This is a genomic window from Spirillospora sp. NPDC052269, assembly GCF_040679435.1.
Taxonomy (GTDB): Bacteria; Actinomycetota; Actinomycetes; order Streptosporangiales; family Streptosporangiaceae; genus Spirillospora.
Genome location: NZ_JBFAUU010000004.1, coordinates 153716 through 173276 on the forward strand (window position 1 = coordinate 153716; position 19561 = coordinate 173276).

The window sequence follows — 19561 nt, forward strand, 5'->3', positions numbered from 1 at the left end:
ATCGTGAAGTACCTCGCGCTGATCTACGGCAACCAGGAGAAGTGGAACTCGATCCCACCCGAGGCGCTCGCCGAAGTGATCGCCAGGCAGGACGCGTTCAACTCCAAGTACCAGGCGACCGGCGAGCTGATCGGGGCGTACGGGCTCGGGGACGAGACGAGCGCCCGGCTCGTCCGGCGGGAGAACGGCGTGCCCGTCGTGACGGACGGCCCGTACCTGGAGACCAAGGAGTACATCGGCAGCCTCTACCTCCTGGACGTCGAGAGCGCCGAGCGGGCCCAGGAGATCATCGCCGAGATGCCCATGGCGGACCGGGATCAGATCGAGCTCTGGCCCGTCACCCACGAGGCCCCCGGGAACCGGTGAGCGAACAGGACGTCGAGGACCTGCTGCGCGAGTGCGCGCCGCGGGTCCTCGGCGCGCTCGTGCGCAGGCACGGCATGTTCGACGCGTGTGAGGACGCCGTCCAGGAGGCGCTGCTCTCGGCCGCGCTGAAGTGGCCGGAGAAGGGCGTCCCGGACAATCCCGGCGGATGGCTGCTGACCGTCGCGTCCCGCCGCCTGGTGGACGAGATCCGCAGCGACGAGGCGCGCCGCCGCCGCGAGGGCGCGCGGGCCGCCGCCGAACCGGAGGCGGCCGGGCCGGCCCCCGACCTGGACCGCGACGACTCGCTGCTCCTGCTGTTCATGTGCTGCCACCCGTCGCTGTCGCAGCCGAGCCGCGTCGCGCTGACGCTGCGCGCGGTCGGCGGCCTGACGACGGCGCAGATCGCCGCCGCGTTCCTGGTGCCCGAGGCGACGATGGCGCAGCGGATCAGCCGGGCGAAGCAGTCGCTGAAGGCGTCCGGGATGCCGCCGGACACCGAGCGCGCGGCGCGGCTGGCCGAGGTCCGGCACGTCCTGTACCTGATCTTCAGTGAGGGGTACACGTCGTCCGGCGGGCCGGAGCTCACCGCGCCCGGGCTGTCGGCCGAGGCGATCCGGCTGGCCCGGATGCTGCACGGGCTCGTCCCGGACGACGCGGAGACGGCCGGTCTGCTCGCGCTGATGCTGCTCACGGACGCCCGCCGTCGCGCGCGCACGAGCCCGTCCGGTGAACTCGTCCCGCTGGACGAACAGGACCGCACGCTCTGGGACCAGGCCCTCATCGCCGAGGGCGTCGACCTCGTCAGCCGCACCCTCCCGCGCGGCGAGGTCGGGCCGTACCAGCTCCAAGCCGCGATCGCCGCCGTCCACGACGAGGCCGCGTCCCCGGACGCGACCGACTGGCCGCAGATCCTCGCCCTCTACGACCTGCTCGAACTCGCCGATCCGGACAACCCGATGGTGTCCCTGAACCGGGCCGTCGCGGTCGCGAAGATCCTGGGCCCGGACGAGGCGCTGCCCCTCCTTTCCGCCCTCGAGCGGGACAAGCGCCTGAAGGACCACCACCGGCTACTCGCCGCCCGCGCCCACCTGCTCGAACTCCAGGGCCGGACGTCCGAGGCCGCCGAGACCTACCGCGCCGCCGCGCGCCGCACGTCCAGCGACCCCGAACGCCGCCACCTCACCCGCCGCGCCGACCGCCTCACCGCGTAGCGCCCCACCGCGGAGCGCGCCCCTCACCGCCGAGCACCCCTCACCCGCAGCGGCCTCACCCCGAAGCGGCCTCAGCGGGTCGCGGCCTCGCCTTGTCGGGCGCCCCTTGTCGAGGCGAGGGCGAGGAGGGCGGCCGACGCGGTCAGGACGGCGGCCGTCCAGAGCAGCGGGGTGAGGCCCGGACCGTCGGTGACCTGGCCTCCGACCAGCGCGCCGAGCGCGATCGAGCCGTTGAAGAAGGACGACATCAGCGACGCCGCGGCCTCCGGCGGCGCGTTCCGCTCGGAGAACAGCAGCGTCTGCAGCGAGACCGAGACCCCGCCGTACGCGACGCCCCAGACCAGCAGCGGCAGCACCGCCGGAAGCGACGTCGCCGCCAGGACGGCCGCGACCAGCGTGATCGCGACCGCCTGGGCGAGCAGGGTCAGACGCGGGTTCCGGACGGCCGTCCGCCCGGCGAGGAAGTTGCCCGCGATCCCGGCCAGCCCGTACGCGAGCAGCATCGGCCCGATCAGCGCCGACCGGATCCCGCCCAGTTCCTCCAGCACAGGCCGGACATAGGTGTAAGCGGCGAAGTGCCCGACGACGATCAGGACCGTCAGCGTCAGCCCCAGCCGGACCGTCGGCAGCCGGAGCACACCCGGCAGGGCCGACAGCCGGAACGGTGTCGTCGCGGGTAGCGGCGGCAGCGACACCGCCATCAGGACGAGGACGACGACGGGCAGCACCGCCATGACCCCGAACGCGGCCCGCCATCCCGCGACCTGCGTGACGAACGCGCCCGCCGGGACGCCCACGACCGACGCGACCGCGACCCCGCCGAAGATCAGCGCCGTGGCCGTCCCGACCTGCCGCTCCGGGACGAGCCGGGGCGCGATCCCCGCCGCGACCGCCCAGAACCCGCCGATCGCGACCCCGACCAGGACCCGCGCGGCGAGCAGCACGCCCAGCGACGGCGCGACGGCCGTGACCGCGTTCGCCGCCGCGACCAACCCGGCCAGCGAACACAGCAGGACGCGCCGGTCGAGCCGTCCGGCGCCGAGGGCGACGGCGAGCGCGGCGACGGCGGCGACCATGCCGGGCAGCGTCACCGCGAGCCCGGCCGTCCCCTCGGGAACGCGCAGGTCATCGGCCATCGGGGAGAGCAGGCCGACGGGGAGCATCTCGGTGGTGACGATCGTGAACGTGCCCGTCGCCACCACCAGCGGAGCTTTAGCGATCATGGTTCCAGGCTCCGGCCCGGCCGGACCCGGAACAACGACGATCACCGCATCCTTGGATTAGTTCGACTCATCATCGGAAGGGGTCGGATGGAGCTTCGCGAACTGGAGTGCCTGCTCGTGCTCGGCGAGGAACTGCACTTCGGCCGGACGGGCGACCGGCTCGGCCTCTCGCAGGGCCGCGTCAGCCAGCTCGTCCGGTCGCTGGAACGGCGGGTCGGCGGGCGCCTGTTCGACCGGACGAGCCGCAGCGTCCGCCCGACGCCGCTCGGGGAGGGGCTGATCGCCGAGCTGCGTCCCGCCTACGCGGCCCTGCACGCCGCCCTGGACAACGCCCGCGCCGCCGCCCGCGGCATCACCGGCGAACTCCGCGTCGGCTTCCTCACCGGGACGGCCCGCGAGGGCGTCGTCGAGGCCGCGGGGATCCTGGAGGCCCGCAACCCCGACCTCGCGGTCACCTTCGCCGAGGTCCCGTTCACCGACCCGTTCGGCGCGCTCCGCCGCGGCGAGGTCGAGGCGGTCGTCACCCTGCTCCCGGTCACCGAGCCGGACCTGGTCGTCGGGCCGTCCTTCGCCAAGGAGCAGCAGGCCGTCGCGCTCTCCACCCGCCATCCGGCCGCCCGCCGCGGCCGCCTGCACGCCGAGGACCTCGCGGACGTCCCCCTCCTGGACGTCGCCGGCCCCGCCCCCGCCTACTGGCGCGAGCTGTCGTCCCCGACGTCCACGCCGGACGGCCGTCCCATCCCGCGCGGGCCGTCGGTGTCAAGCTTCCAGGAGGCCCTGATCACCATCGCCGCCGGACGCGGCGGCCTGATGTTCTGCGTCCCGACCGGCCGCTCGTTCGCCCGCTCGGACATCACCTACGTCCCGGTCGACGGCCTCCCCGACTCCGTCCTCGGCCTGGTCTGGCGCCGCGGCGACCCCACCCCCGCCCTCCGCGCCTTCGCCGACCTCATCGCCACCCGCCTCTGACCACCCGCGCTCCCGCCCTCACCTCGGCCTTTCTCGGCGGCTGAGAATCCGTCCGGCTCACGACTACCCCCGTTCGGGGGTGGCGCGCGTCACAGAGACTGGAAACGATCCTGGTGAGACGAGGAGGGGATCCTTCGATGCAGGCGGTCGAGTTCCGGGCGGCGCGTGATTTCTTGCTGGCCCATCGCGAGGACTACAAGGCGGCGCGGGAGAGGTTCCGCTGGCCGGTGCTGACCGGGTTCAACTGGGCGCTGGACTGGTTCGACCACATCGCCGACGAGAACGACCGCACCGCGCTGTGGATCGTCGAGGAGGACGGCTCGGAGGCCAAGTACTCCTTCGCGGAGATGGCCGAGCGGTCCGCGCGCGTCGCGAACTGGCTGCGCGCGAACGGCGTGCGGCGCGGCGACCGGGTCGTCGTCATGCTCGGCAACCAGGTCGAGCTGTGGGAGACCGTCCTCGCGACGATGAAGCTCGGCGCGATCATGATCCCGTGCACGCCGCTCCTCGGCGCGGACGACCTGCACGACCGCATCGAGCGCGGGCGGGCCAAGCACGTGGTCGCGTCGTCCGCGAGCGCGGCCAAGTTCGAGGGCGTCCCCGGGGACTACACGCGGATCGCGGTCGGCGAGCCCGTCGACGGCTGGCTGCACTACGCCGACGCCTACGACGCCGACCCGCACTTCACCCCGTACGGGGCGACCTGCGCCGACGACACGCTGCTGCTGTACTTCACGTCCGGGACGACCGCGAAGCCGAAGCTCGTCGAGCACACGCACGCGTCCTACCCGGTCGGCCACCTGTCCACGATGTACTGGATCGGCCTGCAGCCCGGCGACGTCCACCTGAACATCTCCTCGCCCGGCTGGGCCAAGCACGCGTGGAGCAACGTCTTCGCGCCGTGGAACGCCGAGGCGACCGTCTTCATCTTCAACTACACGCGCTTCGACGCGGGCCGGCTGCTGGACGCGATCGACCGGTGCGGCGTCACGTCGTTCTGCGCGCCGCCGACCGTGTGGCGGATGCTGATCCAGTCCGACCTCGGCGCGCTGCGAAACCCGCCGCGCGAGGTCGTCGCCGCGGGCGAGCCGCTGAACCCCGAGGTCATCGACCGGGTCCGGGACGCCTGGGGCATCACGATCCGGGACGGCTTCGGGCAGACCGAGACCACCGTCCAGATCGCGAACTCGCCCGGACAGGCCGTGAAGCCCGGCTCGATGGGACGTCCCGTCCCCGGCTACGAGGTCGTCCTGGTCGACCCGGTCACCGGCGAGCGCGGCGACGAGGGCGAGATCTGCCTCGACCTGGCCGAACGTCCGCTCGGCCTGACCACGGGCTACCACGGCGACGAGGAGCGCACCGCCGAGGCGATGCGCGACGGCGTCTACCACACCGGCGACATCGGCTCCCGCGACGAGGACGGCTACATCACCTACGTCGGACGCGCCGACGACGTGTTCAAGGCGTCCGACTACAAGATCTCCCCGTTCGAGCTGGAGAGCGTGCTGATCGAGCACGACGCGGTCGCCGAGGCGGCGGTCGTGCCGTCCCCGGACCCGGTGCGCCTGGCCGTCCCGAAGGCGTACGTGACGCTCGCCGCCGGCTTCGAGCCGACGGACGCGACCGCGAAGTCGATCTTCGAGCACTGCGCGGCGCGGCTGTCCCCGTACAAGCGGGTGCGGCTGCTGGAGTTCACCACCGAGCTGCCGAAGACGATCTCCGGCAAGATCCGCCGCGTGGAGCTGCGGACGGCCGAGGTCGGCAAGCACGCGGAGCCCGAGGCCCGTCCGGCGGGCGAGTTCCGCGAGGACGGCAAGTGATGACCGCCCTCTCCTACGCGTCCGGCACGTCCACGCTGCCGCTGCTCGGCGACACGATCGGCGCGAACCTCGAGCGGACCGTCGCGTCCTTCCCCGACCGGGAGGCGCTCGTCGAGTGCGAGACCGCCCGCCGCTGGACGTACGCGCAGCTCAACGACGAGGTCGACGTCGTCGCGCGCGGCCTGGCCTCGCTCGGCGTCCGCACCGGCGACCGGGTCGGGATCTGGGCGCCGAACGTCGCCGAATGGGTGTTCGTCCAGTACGCGACGGCGAAGCTCGGCGCGATCCTGGTCAACATCAACCCCGCCTACCGGACACACGAGCTGGAGTTCGTGCTGAAGCAGGCCGGGATCCGCACGCTGGTCGCGGCACCGTCGTTCAAGTCGTCCGACTACGCGGCGATGATCGAGCAGGCCCGTCCGAACTGCCCTGACCTGCGGGACGTCCTGCTCATCGGCCGCGACTCCTGGACCGGCCTGCTCGAGGCCGGACGCGACGGCGAGCTCCCTGAGGTCGCCCTCTCCGCGGACGACCCGATCAACATCCAGTACACGAGCGGGACGACCGGCTTCCCCAAGGGCGCGACGCTCTCGCACCACAACATCCTGAACAACGGCTTCTTCGTCGGCGAGATCTGCGGCTACGACGAGGAGGACCGGATCTGCGTGCCGGTGCCCTTCTACCACTGCTTCGGCATGGTGATGTGCAACCTCGCGGCGACCTCGCACGGCGCGTGCGTCGTCATCCCGTCGCCCGGTTTCGACCCCGCCAAGACCCTCGCGGCCGTCTCCGCCGAGCGCTGCACGTCCCTGTACGGCGTGCCGACGATGTTCATCGCCGAGCTGAACGACCCGTCCTTCGCCGCGTCCGACCTGTCCACGCTGCGCACCGGGATCATGGCGGGATCGCCCTGCCCGGTCGAGGTGATGAAGCAGGTCATCGACCGGATGGGGATGACCGAGGTGACGATCTGCTACGGCATGACCGAGACCTCGCCGGTGTCCACGCAGACCCGCGTGAGCGACTCCCTCGAACGCCGTGTCGGGACGGTCGGGACCGTCCACCCGCACCTGGAGGTCAAGGTCGTCGACCCGGAGACCGGCGCTCCGGTGCCGCGCGGCGTCCACGGCGAGCTGTGCACCCGCGGCTACTCGGTCATGCTCGGCTACTGGGACCAGCCCGAGCAGACCGCCCAGGCGATCGACGCGGCCCGCTGGATGCACACCGGCGACCTCGCCGCGATGGACGAGCACGGCTACGTCACCATCACCGGCCGGATCAAGGACATGGTCATCCGGGGCGGCGAGAACATCTACCCGCGCGAGGTGGAGGAGTTCCTGTTCACCCACCCCGACATCGTCGAGGCGCAGGTCATCGGCGTCCCGGACGAGAAGTACGGCGAGGAGCTGATGGCCTGGGTGCGGCTGCGCCCCGGCGCGTCCGCACTCACCCCCGGGACCCTGCGCGAGTACTGCACCGGCCGCCTCGCCCACTACAAGATCCCCCGGTACGTCCACGTCGTGGACGACTTCCCGATGACCGTCACGGGCAAGGTCCGCAAGGTCCAGATGCGCGCGGAGGCGGTGGACATCCTCGGCCTCCCCTGACCGGCTTTGGTGGCGGACGCCCCGGACCCCCGGTTGGCGTTCGCCGCCGTTCGGGGCATGCTGACGTGCATGAACGAGCAGGACGCCGGCCCGAACCGCACCGCCGTCCTGCCCTCCCATCAGGGCTGGGAGGAGGTCCGGGCCGTCCACGCCGAGCTGCTGGAACTCGCCGAGCGGGTCGCTGACCACGAGGTCCGCGACCGCCTCCGCGCCGCGTCCCGCCGCCTCGCCGCCGCCGGAACCGCCCCGCCCCACCAGCCCCACCGCCCGAAGCTCTCGCCCCGCGAACTGGACGTCCTGGCCCAGGTCGCCCTGGGCTGCACCAACGCCGAGGCCGCCGGACGCCTCGGCCTCCTCCCCGAGACCGTGAAGAGCTACCTCCGCTCCGCCATGCGCAAACTGGACAGCCACACCCGGACCGAAGCGGTCTCCCGAGCCCGCCGCCAAGGACTCCTCCCCTGACGGGAGCAGCCGAGGTTTTTTGATCTTGTGGCAGCCGTCCACACGCCTTAGGATCACGCCACCTCCACGTGAACAGGCAGGACGTCCATGGCCGAGTCCGCGGCACAGCCCCCCGACCTCGACGTCTCCTACCGGGACCCTCTGCTCTGGGCTCTTCCGCTCGCGGAGCTGGCCGTCCTCGCGTCGCTGCTGGTCCTGGACCAGAAGTTCCACCTGCACCTCCTGTGGGCGTGGGTGGGCGGCCTCGCGGTGATCGTGGTCTCGGCCGTCCTCACCGCGGTGCGGGCGCGGCGCGGCTTCACCCTCTCGGCGAACGGCCTGATCTGGCACAAGCACCAGATCTCCGTCCCGTGGTCGAACGTGACGGGCGTGGAGGCGGTCGGCGACCGCGTCGTCGTCCGGGTCGCGGAACCCGACCAGCTCCGGGACCGGCGTCGGCTCGGCGGCCTGACCGAGACCCCGTGGAACGTCCGCCGGCACGGCGCCCCCATCGCGCCGAAGGGCAAACGCCTCGGAATGCCCGCGGCGGAGTTCGCCGCGGAGGCGGAGCTGCGCCGGGCGGCGTTCACGCCCGGCGGGCTGCGCGTCATGCCGCAGGCGAAGGGGGCGTTCACCACGTCCGTGCTGAACATCGCGGGCGTGGTGCTCGCGCTGCTCGCGATGATGTTCGGCGACCTCCCCACCGAGCAGGGCGTCGTCCGCCAGCGCGCCGGGATGCTCGTGTTCGAGTACCGCGCGGACGGCCCCGACGCCGACTTCGCCGGGCAGACGCTGACCGTCCGCAACTACGAACGGCTCGCCGTCGCACCCACGCTCGCCTACACCGCGCAGGACGCCGACGGCCGTGACCTGCCCGGAGTGTCCGTGCGGACCGCGTTCGGCAGCGACCGGGGTCTCGTCGTCATCGCGGGACGCGGCGCTTTCCGGGAGGCCCTTGCCTTCGACGGCCCGCGGGCCGGGGACGTCCGGCGGGTGAAGGTCGCCGTGCCCGGCTCGCGGTACGCCGAGGGCCCGTACCGTCAAACGACCCAAGCCGAGGCGTTCCCGATCGACCGGGCGGGCGGGCGCTTGGAGCTCGGGCATCCGTTCGACCGGGTACGCGTCCCGCTGGGCGGCAACGGCAAGGCGCGGCTGATCTGCGTCGTGTGGGAACACCGTCCCACCGGACGCGGCACGCGCCTGGTCACCTCGTACGACTTCGGCCGCATCGGGATGGGCAACCTGATGGAGGACGAAGTGACCGTCCCGGCCGCGATGCGCGTCCACACCCCCGAGTGCGGCTCCCTCCACGGCGTCTACACCGTGCCGTAGCGCCCGTCCGGCGGGTTCAGCTGGTGAGTTGGGCCTGGAAGATGGCGCTGTTGAAGTACGCCTTGGCGTCGCGGATGAGGCCGGTTTCGTCCAGTTCGTAGATGTTGATGCCGGACCAGTTGACCGGCCTGCCGTCCAGGGCGACGGCGGCGCCGCGCCAGGAGACGGCGACGTGGGTGCCGACGGTGTGGGCCTCGACGGGGGTCAGCCCGAGGAAGGGCTCGAAGTTGGGCAGGACGGACGCGATGAAGTCGCGGATCGCGGCGCGTCCGACGATCGGCGGGGTGCCGATCGGGTCGTGGAAGACGCCGTCCTCGGCGAACGCGTCCGCCCAGGCGTCGACGTCGCCGTCCTGGGAGGCGCGGAAGAACTGCAGAACGGCGTGGGGCATGGCCGGGAAAGTCATGGTGATTCCTTCAGGTCGGTTCTTGGTTTCGTCGGGTTCCGGGGAGGCGGCGGGTGGGGCGCGTGCGGCGCTTCGGTGGGCGTTCATCGAGGTGAGGCCGTTGCCGGTCGCGGGGACGGCTCGGGGTGGCGGCGGTCGGCCAGGCGCGCGGTGAAGGCGAGGGACGCGGCGAGGGCGATGAGTCCGCACACGCCGGGCCAGCTCAGGACTGAGTAGGCGCGGACGCCGAGCCAGGATCCGGCGCTTCCACCCAGGAACGAGCAGGTCATGTAGGCGGTGTTGAGGCGGCTGCGGGCCTCGGGGCGCAGCGCGAAGATGCGGGCCTGGTTGGCGACCTGGCTGCACTGCACCGCGACGTCGAGGAGCAGGAGTCCCAGGGCGAGGGCGACCAGTCCGGCCGGGCCGCCCGCGGCTCCCCCGGCGAGGACGGCCGCGGAGGCGAGGACGGCTCCGACGCACCACGCGTTCACGCGGTCCGGGCCGAGGCGGTCGACGCGGCGTCCGGCGGCCGGGGCGAAGAACATGCTGGCCGCGCCGATCAGGGCCAGGAGGCCGACGGCCTGGGCGTCCAGGTGGTAGCGGGGGCCGGTGAGCAGGAGGGCGAGCGCGGTCCAGGCCGCGCTGAACGCGCCGAAGAGGGTGGCCTGGTAGAACGCGGATCGGCGGAGGCCGGGCTCGGTACGCAGCATCCGGACGGTGTCGGCGAGCAGGTTCGGATACCGGTCGCGGACGGCCGGAGCGGCGTTCGGCAGGGCCAGGCCGAGGACGACGGCGAGCAGCGCGGTGAGGGCGGCGGCGACCAGGTAGGGGGCGCGCCAGCCGAGGTGCTCGCCCAGCACGCCGCCGAACGTGCGGGCCAGCAGGATCCCGCCGATCAGGCCGCCTTGCAGGGTGCCGATCACCGAGCCGCGCTTGTCCGGCGCGACCAGGCCCGCCGCCATGGGCAGCAGCAGTTGCGGGACGACCGTCGCGACGCCGACCACGGCCCCGGCGGCGGCCAGCAGCCCGGCGGACGGCGCGAGCCCGGCGGCCAGCAGCGCGCAGCCCGTCACCGCCAGCAGGACGGTGATCAGCGGACGGCGCGGAAGCCGGTCGCCGAGCGGGACCAGCAGGAAGATCCCGGCGGCGTAGCCCAGCTGGGTCACCGTCGCGACGCTCGCCGCGGCGCCCGGCCCGATGCCGAGCCCGTCCGCGACGAGCGGCGTCAGGGCCTGCGGAAAGTAGACGTTCGCGACGCTGACCCCGCAGGCCAGCGCCATCACCAGCGGCAGTCGCCGCCCCGTTCCGGACATGATCCCTCCAACCGAACGAACTAGATGGTTCGGACGAGCAGAGCGTGGCAGACCGGCGCCCGGCCCGTCAAACGAACTGGTTCGTTACCATCGGGACATGGCCTACGACTCCACAGCGACCAAAGAGCGGATCCTCTCCGCGGCGGCCTCCGAGTTCGCCACCCACGGCGTCGCCGGGGCCCGGGTGGACCGCATCGCCGCCCAGGCCAAGGCCAACAAGCGGGCGATCTACGACTACTTCGGCGACAAGAACGACCTGTTCGCCGCCGTCCTCGAACGCCTGATGGCCGACCTCGCCGAGGCCGTCCCGCCCGGCGACGACGACCTGCCGGCCTACGCCGAGCGCCTGTTCGACCACCACCGCGCCCACCCCGAGGCCCTGCGCCTGCTCATGTGGGAGGCCCTCGAACTGGGCGACGACCAGCCCGTCCCCGGCGAGGAGGCCCGCACCCGCCACTACCAGGACAAGGTCCGGGCCGCCCGCACCGCAGGCGACGAGGACGACCCCCGCACCCGCCTGTTCCTCACCCTCGGCCTGGTCGGCTGGACCCTCGCCATGCCGCAGCTCCGCCGCATGATCCTCGGCCCCGACCACACCCTCGACCAACTCCGCGAGGACATCGCCCAGACCGTCCGAGCCCTCCCCGCAGAAACCGGGCCCGACCGGTCATAGCGTCCGGCGTGGCCTATCGAGGTCCGGGCGTCCCGGCGAGTTCGCTCAGGTCGAGGTCGTCGCCGTGGATTTCGGCGAGCCATTCGTCGTGGAGGTATTCGAAGGAATAGGTGTCGGTGTCGAGGACGCCGATACTGCCGGGTGTGACCCGCTGCTCAGGGTTGGTTTGCCATCGGTCTCGCTTGGGCGCTACGAGCTGGGCAAGCGTGTACGACACCGTGCGTCCATAGCGCCGGGGGCCGTTCTCGTGGTGGTAATGACCGCCGACGTGAAGGCGCGGCTGAAGGTGTTCGATGAGCCTGGTCAGCTTCGGCGACCCCTGGACGTTCCCCAGCCTGTTGCGGGACAGTCCATAGGGCCCATCGTGGGTGACGAGCACGTTGACACTGCCGGGCTCGGCGGCGAGTAGGCGCGCATAGGCACTCTCGTCGAAATCCATCTTTCCCGGCGCCTCGATCATTCCGAGGAACGCGACCCGTTCCCCGGCGATTGCGTCGACGTGCCCGCAGACGACGTGGTGGAACGCCCCGCAAGGATCCACCGGAACGATGTCGGCGCGTCCCTCCTCGTGAAGGCGCGCGAGCCATTCATGGTCTTCATGGTTGCCGCTCAGGAACAGAATCCGGGGCAGCTGCCCAAGGGCAGTGCGAACCCCTGCCGCCACCTCTGGTGACGGATCCAGGATCCGGAAGAAGTCGCCCTGCGCCGGATTCTCCGCATGGAACCGGCGGCTCGGTTCGTCGAAGCGTTCGGCGGACGGGTAGGCGCCCATGTCTCCGACCTGAATGACGGCGTCCAGCCGAATCCCGCGCCGTTCCTGCAGCATCACCAGCGCGCCCAGCGCATGCAGCGCATGGCCATGGACGTCACCGACGAAAGCGATACGCATCGCTCACTCCCTTACTTGAGGACATGTTCGTGTCCCAGCAGGCCGAGCGCGACGCAACGATGAGATGTCAGCCGCCGGTCCGTCATGACCGGTTGCCCACGACCCAGCGCTCCGCCGTCCTGTCGACCAGCCGAGCCACCCCCAGTATCAGAACGGGCCGAATCACCCGTCAACCCTCAAGGCACACCGGCCGACGTCCGTCCGAAACCGGACGGACGCACGGCCGGGCCGTCCCTAGGAGTCCTTCGTCAGCGCCCGGCGGATGCCGGCCAGGCCGTACTCGAAGGCTTCGTCGACATCGCCGCCCAGGTGGAAGGCGCCGAGGAGTTCCATCCCGATGAAGCCGTTGGCCCATGCGACGATCAGGCGGGCGGCGTTGAGGACGTCGGACTCGTCGACGAACGCTCTCGAGGCGTCCAGGATCGGGGCGGCGGCGCGGCCGAGGATCTCCGGCGGCGAGTCGACGGAGAGCATCAGCCGGAACCCCGCGGGCCACTCATGGGCGAACCGCCGGTAGCCGCGCGCCAGGCCCTCGAGCGACCGGTCGGTGGACTCCAGGCGAGCGGCCAGGTCGTCGATGGTGGCCTCGGCGACGGCCGCCAGCAGCGCCGCGCGGTTGCCGACGCGTTTGTACAGCGACGGGGCCCGCACCCCCACCCGTTCGGCGACGCTCTGCATCGTCAGCCCCTGGGGGCCGCCCTTCTCCAGCAGATCGCGTCCCGCGGCGACGATCTCGGCGAACGAGGTCTTCTCAGGGGTCGGCATCGACCGTCCTCCCATCAGCATGGCTATTGACATTAGCCATCATAGCTAATTATCTTAGCCATCGTTGGCCCTCGCCCAGATCCCCCGGAAGGCGTCCCATGAAGCTCGCACCCCACCTGCACCGGCTCGGCAACGACATCGTGGCGTGCCACCTCATCGACACGCCGGACGGCATCACGCTCATCGACGCGGGCCTGCCCGGCCACTGGCGGGACCTGCAGAAAGAGCTGCACGCCCTCGGCAAGTCCGTCGACGACATCCGCGGGGTCGTCCTGACGCACGGCGACACCGACCACATCGGCTTCGCCGAGCGGCTGCGCACCGAGCACGGGGTCCCGGTGTTCGTGCACACCGCCGACGCCGTCCGCGCCACCAAGGGCGAGAAGAGCGAGGCCTCCTTCCGGCCCATGCGCCTCGCCCCGACCATCGGGTTCTTCAGCTACGCCATCAGCAAGAACGGCCTGCGCCCCCGCTACGTCGGCGAGGTCACCGCGGTCAACGACGGCGACGTCCTGGACCTCCCCGGGGCCCCGGAGATCGTGAGCACGCCGGGCCACTCCCTGGGAAGCATCACGATCCGCGTCCCGGTGGCCGACGCCGTCTTCGTCGGCGACGCCCTGACCACCCGGCACGTCCTCACCGGCCGCAAGGGCCCGCAGCCCGCCCCGTTCACCGACGACCCGGCCGAGGCCCTCGCCTCCCTCGACCGCATCGCCGAGCTCTCCGGGTCCTGGGTCCTCCCCGGCCACGGCGCCCCCTGGAACGACTCCCCCGCCGCCCTCGCCGAAGCCGTCCGAAACGCCTGACCCGGCATCACCCCCGCCGCCGCGGACAGGGCCCGGCGGACCTCCCAGATGAGCCAGGCACACCCCATCGCGTTACTCTTAGTAATTATTCGATCACAGTATGGCGGCGTCACCTCCGACGCGGGAGCTTGCGACCGCGCGGGCACGGGTGGGCCATACGACCAGGGCAACCGAATATGAACGGAGACACCGATGCCTGTGCGTACCGATCCCTGGCCGCAGGGAACGCCCTGCTGGGTGGACTGCCAAGTGGACGACCCGGTCAAGGCGGGCGAGTTCTACTCCGCCCTGTTCGGCTGGGAGATCCAGGGCGGCGGCGAGGAGGCCGGCGGCTACCTCATGGGGCTGAAGAACGGCCAGGCCGTCGCGGGGATCGGCCCCAAGCCGGACGCCGGAATGCTCTCGACGTGGACGACCTACTTCGCCGCCGATGACGCCGATGCGATGACCGGCAAGGTGGACGCGACCGGCGGACAGGTGATGGTGTCCCCGTTCGACGTGCTCGACTACGGACGGATGTCCGTAGTCGCGGACTCCACCGGCGGGGTGTTCGCCTTCTGGCAGGCCCGCACACACAACGGCGCCGCCGTGTACAACGAGCACGGCGCCTACTGCTGGAACGAACTGCACACCCGCCAGCTCGAGACCGCCAAGAAGTTCTACGCCGCGCTCTTCGGCTACACCTACGAGAACATCGGCGACGGCACGACCATGAGGTACGCGACGTTCACCCCGCCCGGCGCCAGTGAGTCCGTGGGCGGCATGAACGACGACACCCTGATGCCCGGCGACCCGATGCCCACCTACTGGCTGACCTGGTTCCAGTTCGACGACATCAACACCGGGGCCACGCGGGTGAACGAACTGGGCGGCACGATCCTCATGCCGCCGACGGACTCACCCGTCGGCCGCATGGCCGTGGTCGCCGCCCCGCAGGGCGAGTCCTTCGGCATCATCGACCCCGCCGCCGCCACCGGCGAGTTCCCGACGGCATAGCACGCTCGCGGACAGGGCTGGCTGAGCACCGCGGCCAGCCCGTTCGCCGCGCGCTCCCATCACCGTCCGATCCGGGTACATGACCCGTCCGGACGCACGGGCACGTCGTCCGCGATACTTCACCATCCCGGTGACCGCATGCGGCCAGTAATGCGGGCTGACGCGTGATCATCAACGTTCGTAGGATCAGCCGTCCTCTTCAGAACGCGGCCTCCTGGAGCACGCATGAGCGAGACGGCCGCTGCCGACGAGATGGCTGCCGCAAACGTGGCGGAACGACGCATCTCACACCGTTCCCCCTGGCCTTGGCTGGGCGTCGTGGCAGGGAGTGCGGTCACCGTCGCCTGGCTGGTCGCGGACGCCCTCGCACACCGGCCCTTCCCCGCGCTCTGGGCCGTGGGGATGTTCCTGGGGGACGGGGCGAGCCTGGCCATGGCGTACCGGAAGCGGCGCGGGTTCACGCTGTCGGCCGCCGGGATCACCTGGCATGCGCACGACATGTTCCTTCCCTGGTCGAACGTGTCCGAGGTGAGCGTGCGGACGGTCGGCTCGACACCCCGCCTGGTCGTTCAGCTCGCCGAGCCGGACCAGGTCAACGACCTCCGTCAGCGCGCCCTCGCCCGCCGAAACCTCGACCGGTACGGCGGCCCCATCGCGCCCGCCGTCCGCTGGCTGGGCGTCCCGCCCGAGGAGTTCATCGCCGAGGCCGAGAGATTCCGCGCCGCGCCCCGGCCTGGACTGCTCGAACGCCCGGCCCCGTCCGTCCTCACACGCGTGTCCGCCTACGCGGCGATCGCGGGCGTCGCACTCGTCTTCTTCGCGGCCGTGACGGGGAAGGTGTACCTCCCCTGGGGACACACGAGCCACGGTGACGGCGTCCAGAAGTCCGGTTTCCTGGAGTTCCGGTACCAGGCGCGATCCGGCGGCGGCTACGTCGACCAGGTGCTGAACATCGGCAACCGGAACGGCAATCCCGTCGCGCCCGCCCTGGCGTTCACCGCGCAGGACGAGAACGGCGACGACCTTCCAAGTGTCCGGGTGAGGACGGCTTTCGGCAGCGATCGCGGACGGCTGGTCGTCCCGCCGAAGTCGCTGGGCTTCGACATCCTCGCCTTCTCCGGCCCCGAAGCCGACCGCGCCCGAAAGGTGAAGGTCGCCGTGCACGGCACGGTCCAGGTGCTCGCGCCGAGACTGCCGTCCGAAACACTGCGGGCCACGCGGATCGACGCGCAGGAGCGCGTCGTCCAGGCGGGCCGTCCGTTCACGAAGGTGCGCGTCACCCGCCCGATGTCCTCGCTGGCAGGGCTCGACGCCCCCAATGTCCAGGTCATCTGCATCTCCTGGGGCCCGAACCGGCCGGACGCGCCGCAGCAGATGCTGGCCGCCACCCCGATCACCGCCCCCACCAGCACCTCTGCCGACGAAACCGACTTCCCGCTCACCGCGCCCGCAAAGGACCACACCGAAACCTGCGGCAGCGTCATGGCCGTCTACACCCCCTGACGCCCTTCCCGATCCTCTGAGCCCAAGAACAGGCCGCGGCTGCCCGTCCTGGTCAGAACGTGTCGTCCTCGATCACGCGGACCACATCCACGAGGCGGCGGACGGCAGACGAAGTCAGGCCGGGCGCGGGCCCGCCACGTCCTTGAGGTCGCGGACGGCCTGGCGAAGTCGCCGGGCCGTCCCCGCTTCACTCTCTCGCGCGGCGTTCTCTTCACCGCCGAGCGGACGTCATGGCCCTCTCATAGAGATCCCGTGCGTGCGGGTTCCGCTGATGGCGCCGCAGGACGGCCAGCATGGTCCGGTAGTGCTTGTCGCACCAGCCCGACTGGACGGCCGGGTAGTCGTCCAACATCCGCCCCCAGTCCTGGCAGGCTTCCTCGAGCCGCCCGACCGCGAGTTTCCGCTCGGCCAGGATCCCGTAGTTGCGGACGCGTACCCGCTTGTACTCGGGGGGCCTGATCCGCAGAGACCGCTCCAAGGCGGCAATGGATTCACTCACGTCACCAAGCTCGAACGACACCTGAGAGACGTGGTAGCTCATCGCCGCGGGGTCGTAGGAGCCGAGGGCCTTGGACTGCGACTCGGCATGCTCGAGAGCGGTTTCGGCCCGCCCGAGATCGGCCAGGGCTCGGGTGCGGTCGCCGGTTTGTGCGGCGGCGTGCGCTTGTTGTCCGGCCAGGAAGGCGCGCATCCGCGGACCGGCCTCGGGCGACGCCGCCGCTGCCGCGTCGGCCAGGTCGAGAGCGAGCTTGCTGTGGCGCAGGTCCACGGCCTGGACCGACAGCCCGCGCAGAGTGGTGCAGTACGTGAGGTGGTCGCCGGCACATCCGGCCAGCTCCAGTGCCTGGTAGTAGTAGCGCTGAGCGACTCCTTCGACGCCCTCATCCATGGCCATGTACCCGGTCAGATAGCAGTGATCGGCGGCGGCCGACAGCATCTGTCCCCGGATGTCCTCGCGGGCATGCGCACGCAGGTAGGGCGCGATGGTGTTGACCAAATACGCTGCCGCCAGGGGCCGTACCGTTTTCCCGCCGTACTCGTCGTCGAGCGTGGACAGGTGGTCGGTCATCGCGCGGACGGCGTCGACCTCTGCCTGGCCGATGCGGGTGTGGGGGTCGCGGCGTAGCCGGTCGAACCGGCTGGACACCTCCGGCCAGCCGGGGATGGCCATGGCCGCCGAGTAGAGCCCGAGGCCCAGGACTGATCGCCTAGTCGGGTCCATGTCCGCACCCCCAAGATCCACCAGTCTTGTCACGATATCCACGGCGGAAGCAGGCTCGGTCTCGGTGGGGCCCAGGCCGGCGGACGACAGGGTGACCGGACGCCCCAGGCGTCGCGCGAGCGCCTCGCACACCAGCGGCCGGACAGAGGCGCGCGGAAGCGTCCCCGTCCGCCAGTGGCAGACAGCGGTGTCGTCGTAGTGCAGCTTCAGTCCCACCTCGCTGCCCAGGCGGTTCACCGCGTGCGCGAGTTGCCGATTGCTCCATCGCGCCTGCTGGAGGAGCGCGGCCAAGGCGGTGTTCGGTGGGCGCTTGCTGCTGCCTGCCATCAGCGGCTCCCTGAACTTTCAGCACTTTCAGCCTTTGCTTCAGCCTGAACCCTTCAGCGGGGCCGTGGAAGGGACTTCACTACTGCCAAGGCCACTTCGTTGGGACGAACCCCACCGCAGGAGCCACACACAGCAGGGCTTCACGTCGCGCTGACGTGCGGCTTAGAAGAAAACAACCCAGTCGAGCGACTGTTCACACGAGGGCCGGCGGCTCGTTCGGGCAGCATGGCCGAGCGGTACACCAGCACCGCTCAGGCCGCGGCAGGCCACGATTCCGGGAGGACGCATCATGACCGTCGACACCTTGGAGAGCGCGAACCTCCGTGAGCGCATGGTCGACCGGCTGATCGCTGACCAGGAGGGGAAGGGGTTCACGCTTCCCCCTTCGGTGGAGGCTGCGCTGCGGACCGTCCCGCGGGAGCTGTACGCGCCGAACACCCCGATCGCGGAGGCGTACGAGAACACCGCGATCGTGACGAAGCGGCGCGGCGATGAGAGCCTCAGCTCGGTCTCGGCGCCGTTCCTGATCGCCGAGATGCTCAGTCAGGCGGTGGACGCGCTCGACGGCCTGAAGGACCGGCATGTGCTGGAGATCGGGTCCGGCGGCTACAACGCCTCGCTGCTGGCCGAACTCGTCGGCCCGGCCGGATCGGTCACCACTGTCGACATCGACCCGGAGGTCACCGACCGGGCCTCGGCGTGCCTGGCCGCGGCGGGCTACCACGATGTCAAGGTGGTGTGCGCGGACGCCGAGCATCTGGTCGAGCCGGGCCGCCGCTACGACCTGATCATCGTCACCGTCGGGGCCTGGGACATCGCCTTTGCGTGGCGGGAGCAGCTCACCGACGACGGCGTGCTCGTCGTGCCCCTGCGCACCTTCGGGCTGACCCGCTCGTGGGCGCTGCGGCGGGCGGGCCGCGAGCTGGTCAGTCACAGCCACCGCCAGTGCGGGTTCGTGTCCGTCCAGGGTGCCGGTGCCCACGAGGTGCGTTACCTCGACATCACGGACGGTGTCCACCTTCGGCTGGACGAGGACCAGCAGGTCGACCTGGCGGTGGTCACCGAGTTGCTGTTCCAGCCCCGTCAGCAGGCATGGGCGGGGCTCAGCCTGCCGCCCCGCACTGTCCTGGCGGACCTGGATCTGTGGCTGGCGAGCCGACGACTGGTCGACGAGGCGGACGAGTTCGTGATCCTGACCGCGCAGGAGGCCGCGGTTGAGTCCGGCGCCGTCGCCCCGGCATGGCGGTTCGGCACGCCGGCCACCCTGGAGCCGGGCGCGTTCTGCTACCGGTCGGAACTGCTCTGGTCCGACCAGCGGTTCGACCTGGGCGCGATCGCCCATGGCCCGGAGGCCGCGGCCGCGACAAACCGGATGGTCGATCACATGCGCGCATGGGTGGACGCGGGCTGCCCGCCCCCGGCCCTGCACGTCCTTCCGGCACAGACTCCCGACGGTGACCTGCCGGCCGGGACGGTCCTGGACAAGCGGCACAGTCGCCTTGTCCTGACCTTCACCCCCATTTCCGAGGAGAAGGGAATCTCCTGATGGAAACCACCGAGCACGACTACCAGCTGGACGTGCGTCTGGTCGACGCGGGGCCCGCCGCGAGCGGTCACGCCACCAGCACCGACGACGGCTGCGGATCGGGCAACACCGGCTCGAGCGCCTGCACGGGCGGCGGAAGCTGACCTGATCAGCAGTCAGCACCCATC

Annotated in this window: 19 protein-coding genes; 13 read left to right on the top strand and 6 right to left on the bottom strand. The window is 71.2% G+C overall.

The annotated features are described in order from the left end of the window. Positions 1-3: 3 nt before the first annotated feature. A complete protein-coding gene (locus AB0L06_RS09690; protein WP_500230527.1) occupies positions 4-366 on the top strand; it encodes a YciI family protein in 363 nt (120 codons plus the stop codon). Then, entirely contained in the window at positions 363-1577 is a 1215-nt protein-coding gene (locus AB0L06_RS09695; protein ID WP_500230528.1) for an RNA polymerase sigma factor, read from the top strand. The genes AB0L06_RS09690 and AB0L06_RS09695 overlap by 4 nt, the downstream gene beginning before the upstream one ends. Positions 1578-1648: 71 nt before the next feature. Here the strand turns inward: AB0L06_RS09695 and AB0L06_RS09700 are convergent, their stop codons facing one another. Next, on the bottom strand, positions 1649-2800 hold the full coding sequence (locus AB0L06_RS09700; RefSeq protein ID WP_500230529.1) for an MFS transporter: 1152 nt from the start codon (positions 2798-2800) through the stop codon (positions 1649-1651). An 87-nt stretch (positions 2801-2887) separates the two neighbouring features. Between AB0L06_RS09700 and AB0L06_RS09705 the strand changes: the two genes are divergently transcribed. From AB0L06_RS09705 to AB0L06_RS09725, 5 genes are all read left to right on the top strand, one after another. Then, the gene (locus AB0L06_RS09705) at positions 2888-3769 is read left to right on the top strand and encodes a LysR family transcriptional regulator (RefSeq protein WP_500230530.1); all 882 of its coding nucleotides are present in this window, start codon (positions 2888-2890) and stop codon (positions 3767-3769) included. A gap of 137 nt (positions 3770-3906) precedes the next feature. Further along, complete coding sequence (locus tag AB0L06_RS09710) at positions 3907-5589, top strand: AMP-binding protein (protein WP_500230531.1); 1683 nt, start codon at positions 3907-3909, stop codon at positions 5587-5589. Beyond that, positions 5589-7196, top strand: coding sequence for an AMP-binding protein (locus AB0L06_RS09715; RefSeq protein ID WP_500230532.1), 1608 nt, complete (start codon positions 5589-5591; stop codon positions 7194-7196). Before AB0L06_RS09710 ends, AB0L06_RS09715 begins: the two co-directional genes overlap by 1 nt. Before the next feature lie 69 nt (positions 7197-7265). Continuing rightward, positions 7266-7658 carry a response regulator transcription factor gene (locus AB0L06_RS09720; protein ID WP_500230533.1) on the top strand — a complete coding sequence of 131 codons (393 nt, stop codon included), beginning with the start codon at positions 7266-7268 and terminating at the stop codon, positions 7656-7658. Between the two features lie 87 nt (positions 7659-7745). Continuing rightward, a complete protein-coding gene (locus tag AB0L06_RS09725; protein ID WP_500230534.1) occupies positions 7746-8969 on the top strand; it encodes a hypothetical protein in 1224 nt (407 codons plus the stop codon). 16 nt (positions 8970-8985) lie between these two features. On the opposite strand, the gene AB0L06_RS09730 is transcribed toward AB0L06_RS09725, so the two are convergent. Beyond that, positions 8986-9375: a nuclear transport factor 2 family protein gene (locus AB0L06_RS09730; RefSeq protein ID WP_500230535.1), complete on the bottom strand. Its 390-nt coding sequence runs from the start codon at positions 9373-9375 to the stop codon at positions 8986-8988. A gap of 83 nt (positions 9376-9458) precedes the next feature. Continuing rightward, on the bottom strand, positions 9459-10667 hold the full coding sequence (locus AB0L06_RS09735) for an MFS transporter (RefSeq protein ID WP_500230536.1): 1209 nt from the start codon (positions 10665-10667) through the stop codon (positions 9459-9461). Positions 10668-10764: 97 nt separating this feature from the next. On the opposite strand from AB0L06_RS09735, the gene AB0L06_RS09740 reads away from it, so the two are divergent. Continuing rightward, a complete protein-coding gene (locus tag AB0L06_RS09740; RefSeq protein ID WP_500230537.1) occupies positions 10765-11340 on the top strand; it encodes a TetR/AcrR family transcriptional regulator in 576 nt (191 codons plus the stop codon). A gap of 13 nt (positions 11341-11353) precedes the next feature. Here the strand turns inward: AB0L06_RS09740 and AB0L06_RS09745 are convergent, their stop codons facing one another. Then, the gene (locus AB0L06_RS09745; protein ID WP_500230538.1) at positions 11354-12229 is read right to left on the bottom strand and encodes a metallophosphoesterase family protein; all 876 of its coding nucleotides are present in this window, start codon (positions 12227-12229) and stop codon (positions 11354-11356) included. A gap of 234 nt (positions 12230-12463) precedes the next feature. Further along, positions 12464-12994, bottom strand: a complete 531-nt coding sequence (locus AB0L06_RS09750) for a TetR/AcrR family transcriptional regulator (RefSeq protein WP_500230539.1) — start codon at positions 12992-12994, stop codon at positions 12464-12466. Positions 12995-13092: 98 nt separating this feature from the next. Here AB0L06_RS09750 and AB0L06_RS09755 point away from each other — a divergent pair, with 98 nt between their 5' ends. From AB0L06_RS09755 to AB0L06_RS09765, 3 genes are all read left to right on the top strand, one after another. Next, positions 13093-13800: an MBL fold metallo-hydrolase gene (locus tag AB0L06_RS09755; protein ID WP_500230540.1), complete on the top strand. Its 708-nt coding sequence runs from the start codon at positions 13093-13095 to the stop codon at positions 13798-13800. Between the two features lie 192 nt (positions 13801-13992). Then, positions 13993-14796, top strand: coding sequence for a VOC family protein (locus AB0L06_RS09760; RefSeq protein ID WP_500230541.1), 804 nt, complete (start codon positions 13993-13995; stop codon positions 14794-14796). A 318-nt stretch (positions 14797-15114) separates the two neighbouring features. Beyond that, positions 15115-16299, top strand: a complete 1185-nt coding sequence (locus tag AB0L06_RS09765) for a hypothetical protein (RefSeq protein WP_500230542.1) — start codon at positions 15115-15117, stop codon at positions 16297-16299. A 211-nt stretch (positions 16300-16510) separates the two neighbouring features. Here AB0L06_RS09765 and AB0L06_RS09770 read toward each other — a convergent pair whose 3' ends face one another. Further along, on the bottom strand, positions 16511-17848 hold the full coding sequence (locus AB0L06_RS09770) for an NsdA family TPR-like regulatory protein (protein ID WP_500230543.1): 1338 nt from the start codon (positions 17846-17848) through the stop codon (positions 16511-16513). 289 nt (positions 17849-18137) lie between these two features. Here AB0L06_RS09770 and fxlM point away from each other — a divergent pair, with 289 nt between their 5' ends. Further along, positions 18138-19394: a methyltransferase, FxLD system gene (gene fxlM, locus AB0L06_RS09775; RefSeq protein WP_500230544.1), complete on the top strand. Its 1257-nt coding sequence runs from the start codon at positions 18138-18140 to the stop codon at positions 19392-19394. Further along, entirely contained in the window at positions 19394-19537 is a 144-nt protein-coding gene (locus AB0L06_RS09780) for an FxLD family lanthipeptide (protein ID WP_500230545.1), read from the top strand. Before fxlM ends, AB0L06_RS09780 begins: the two co-directional genes overlap by 1 nt. Positions 19538-19561: the final 24 nt, after the last annotated feature.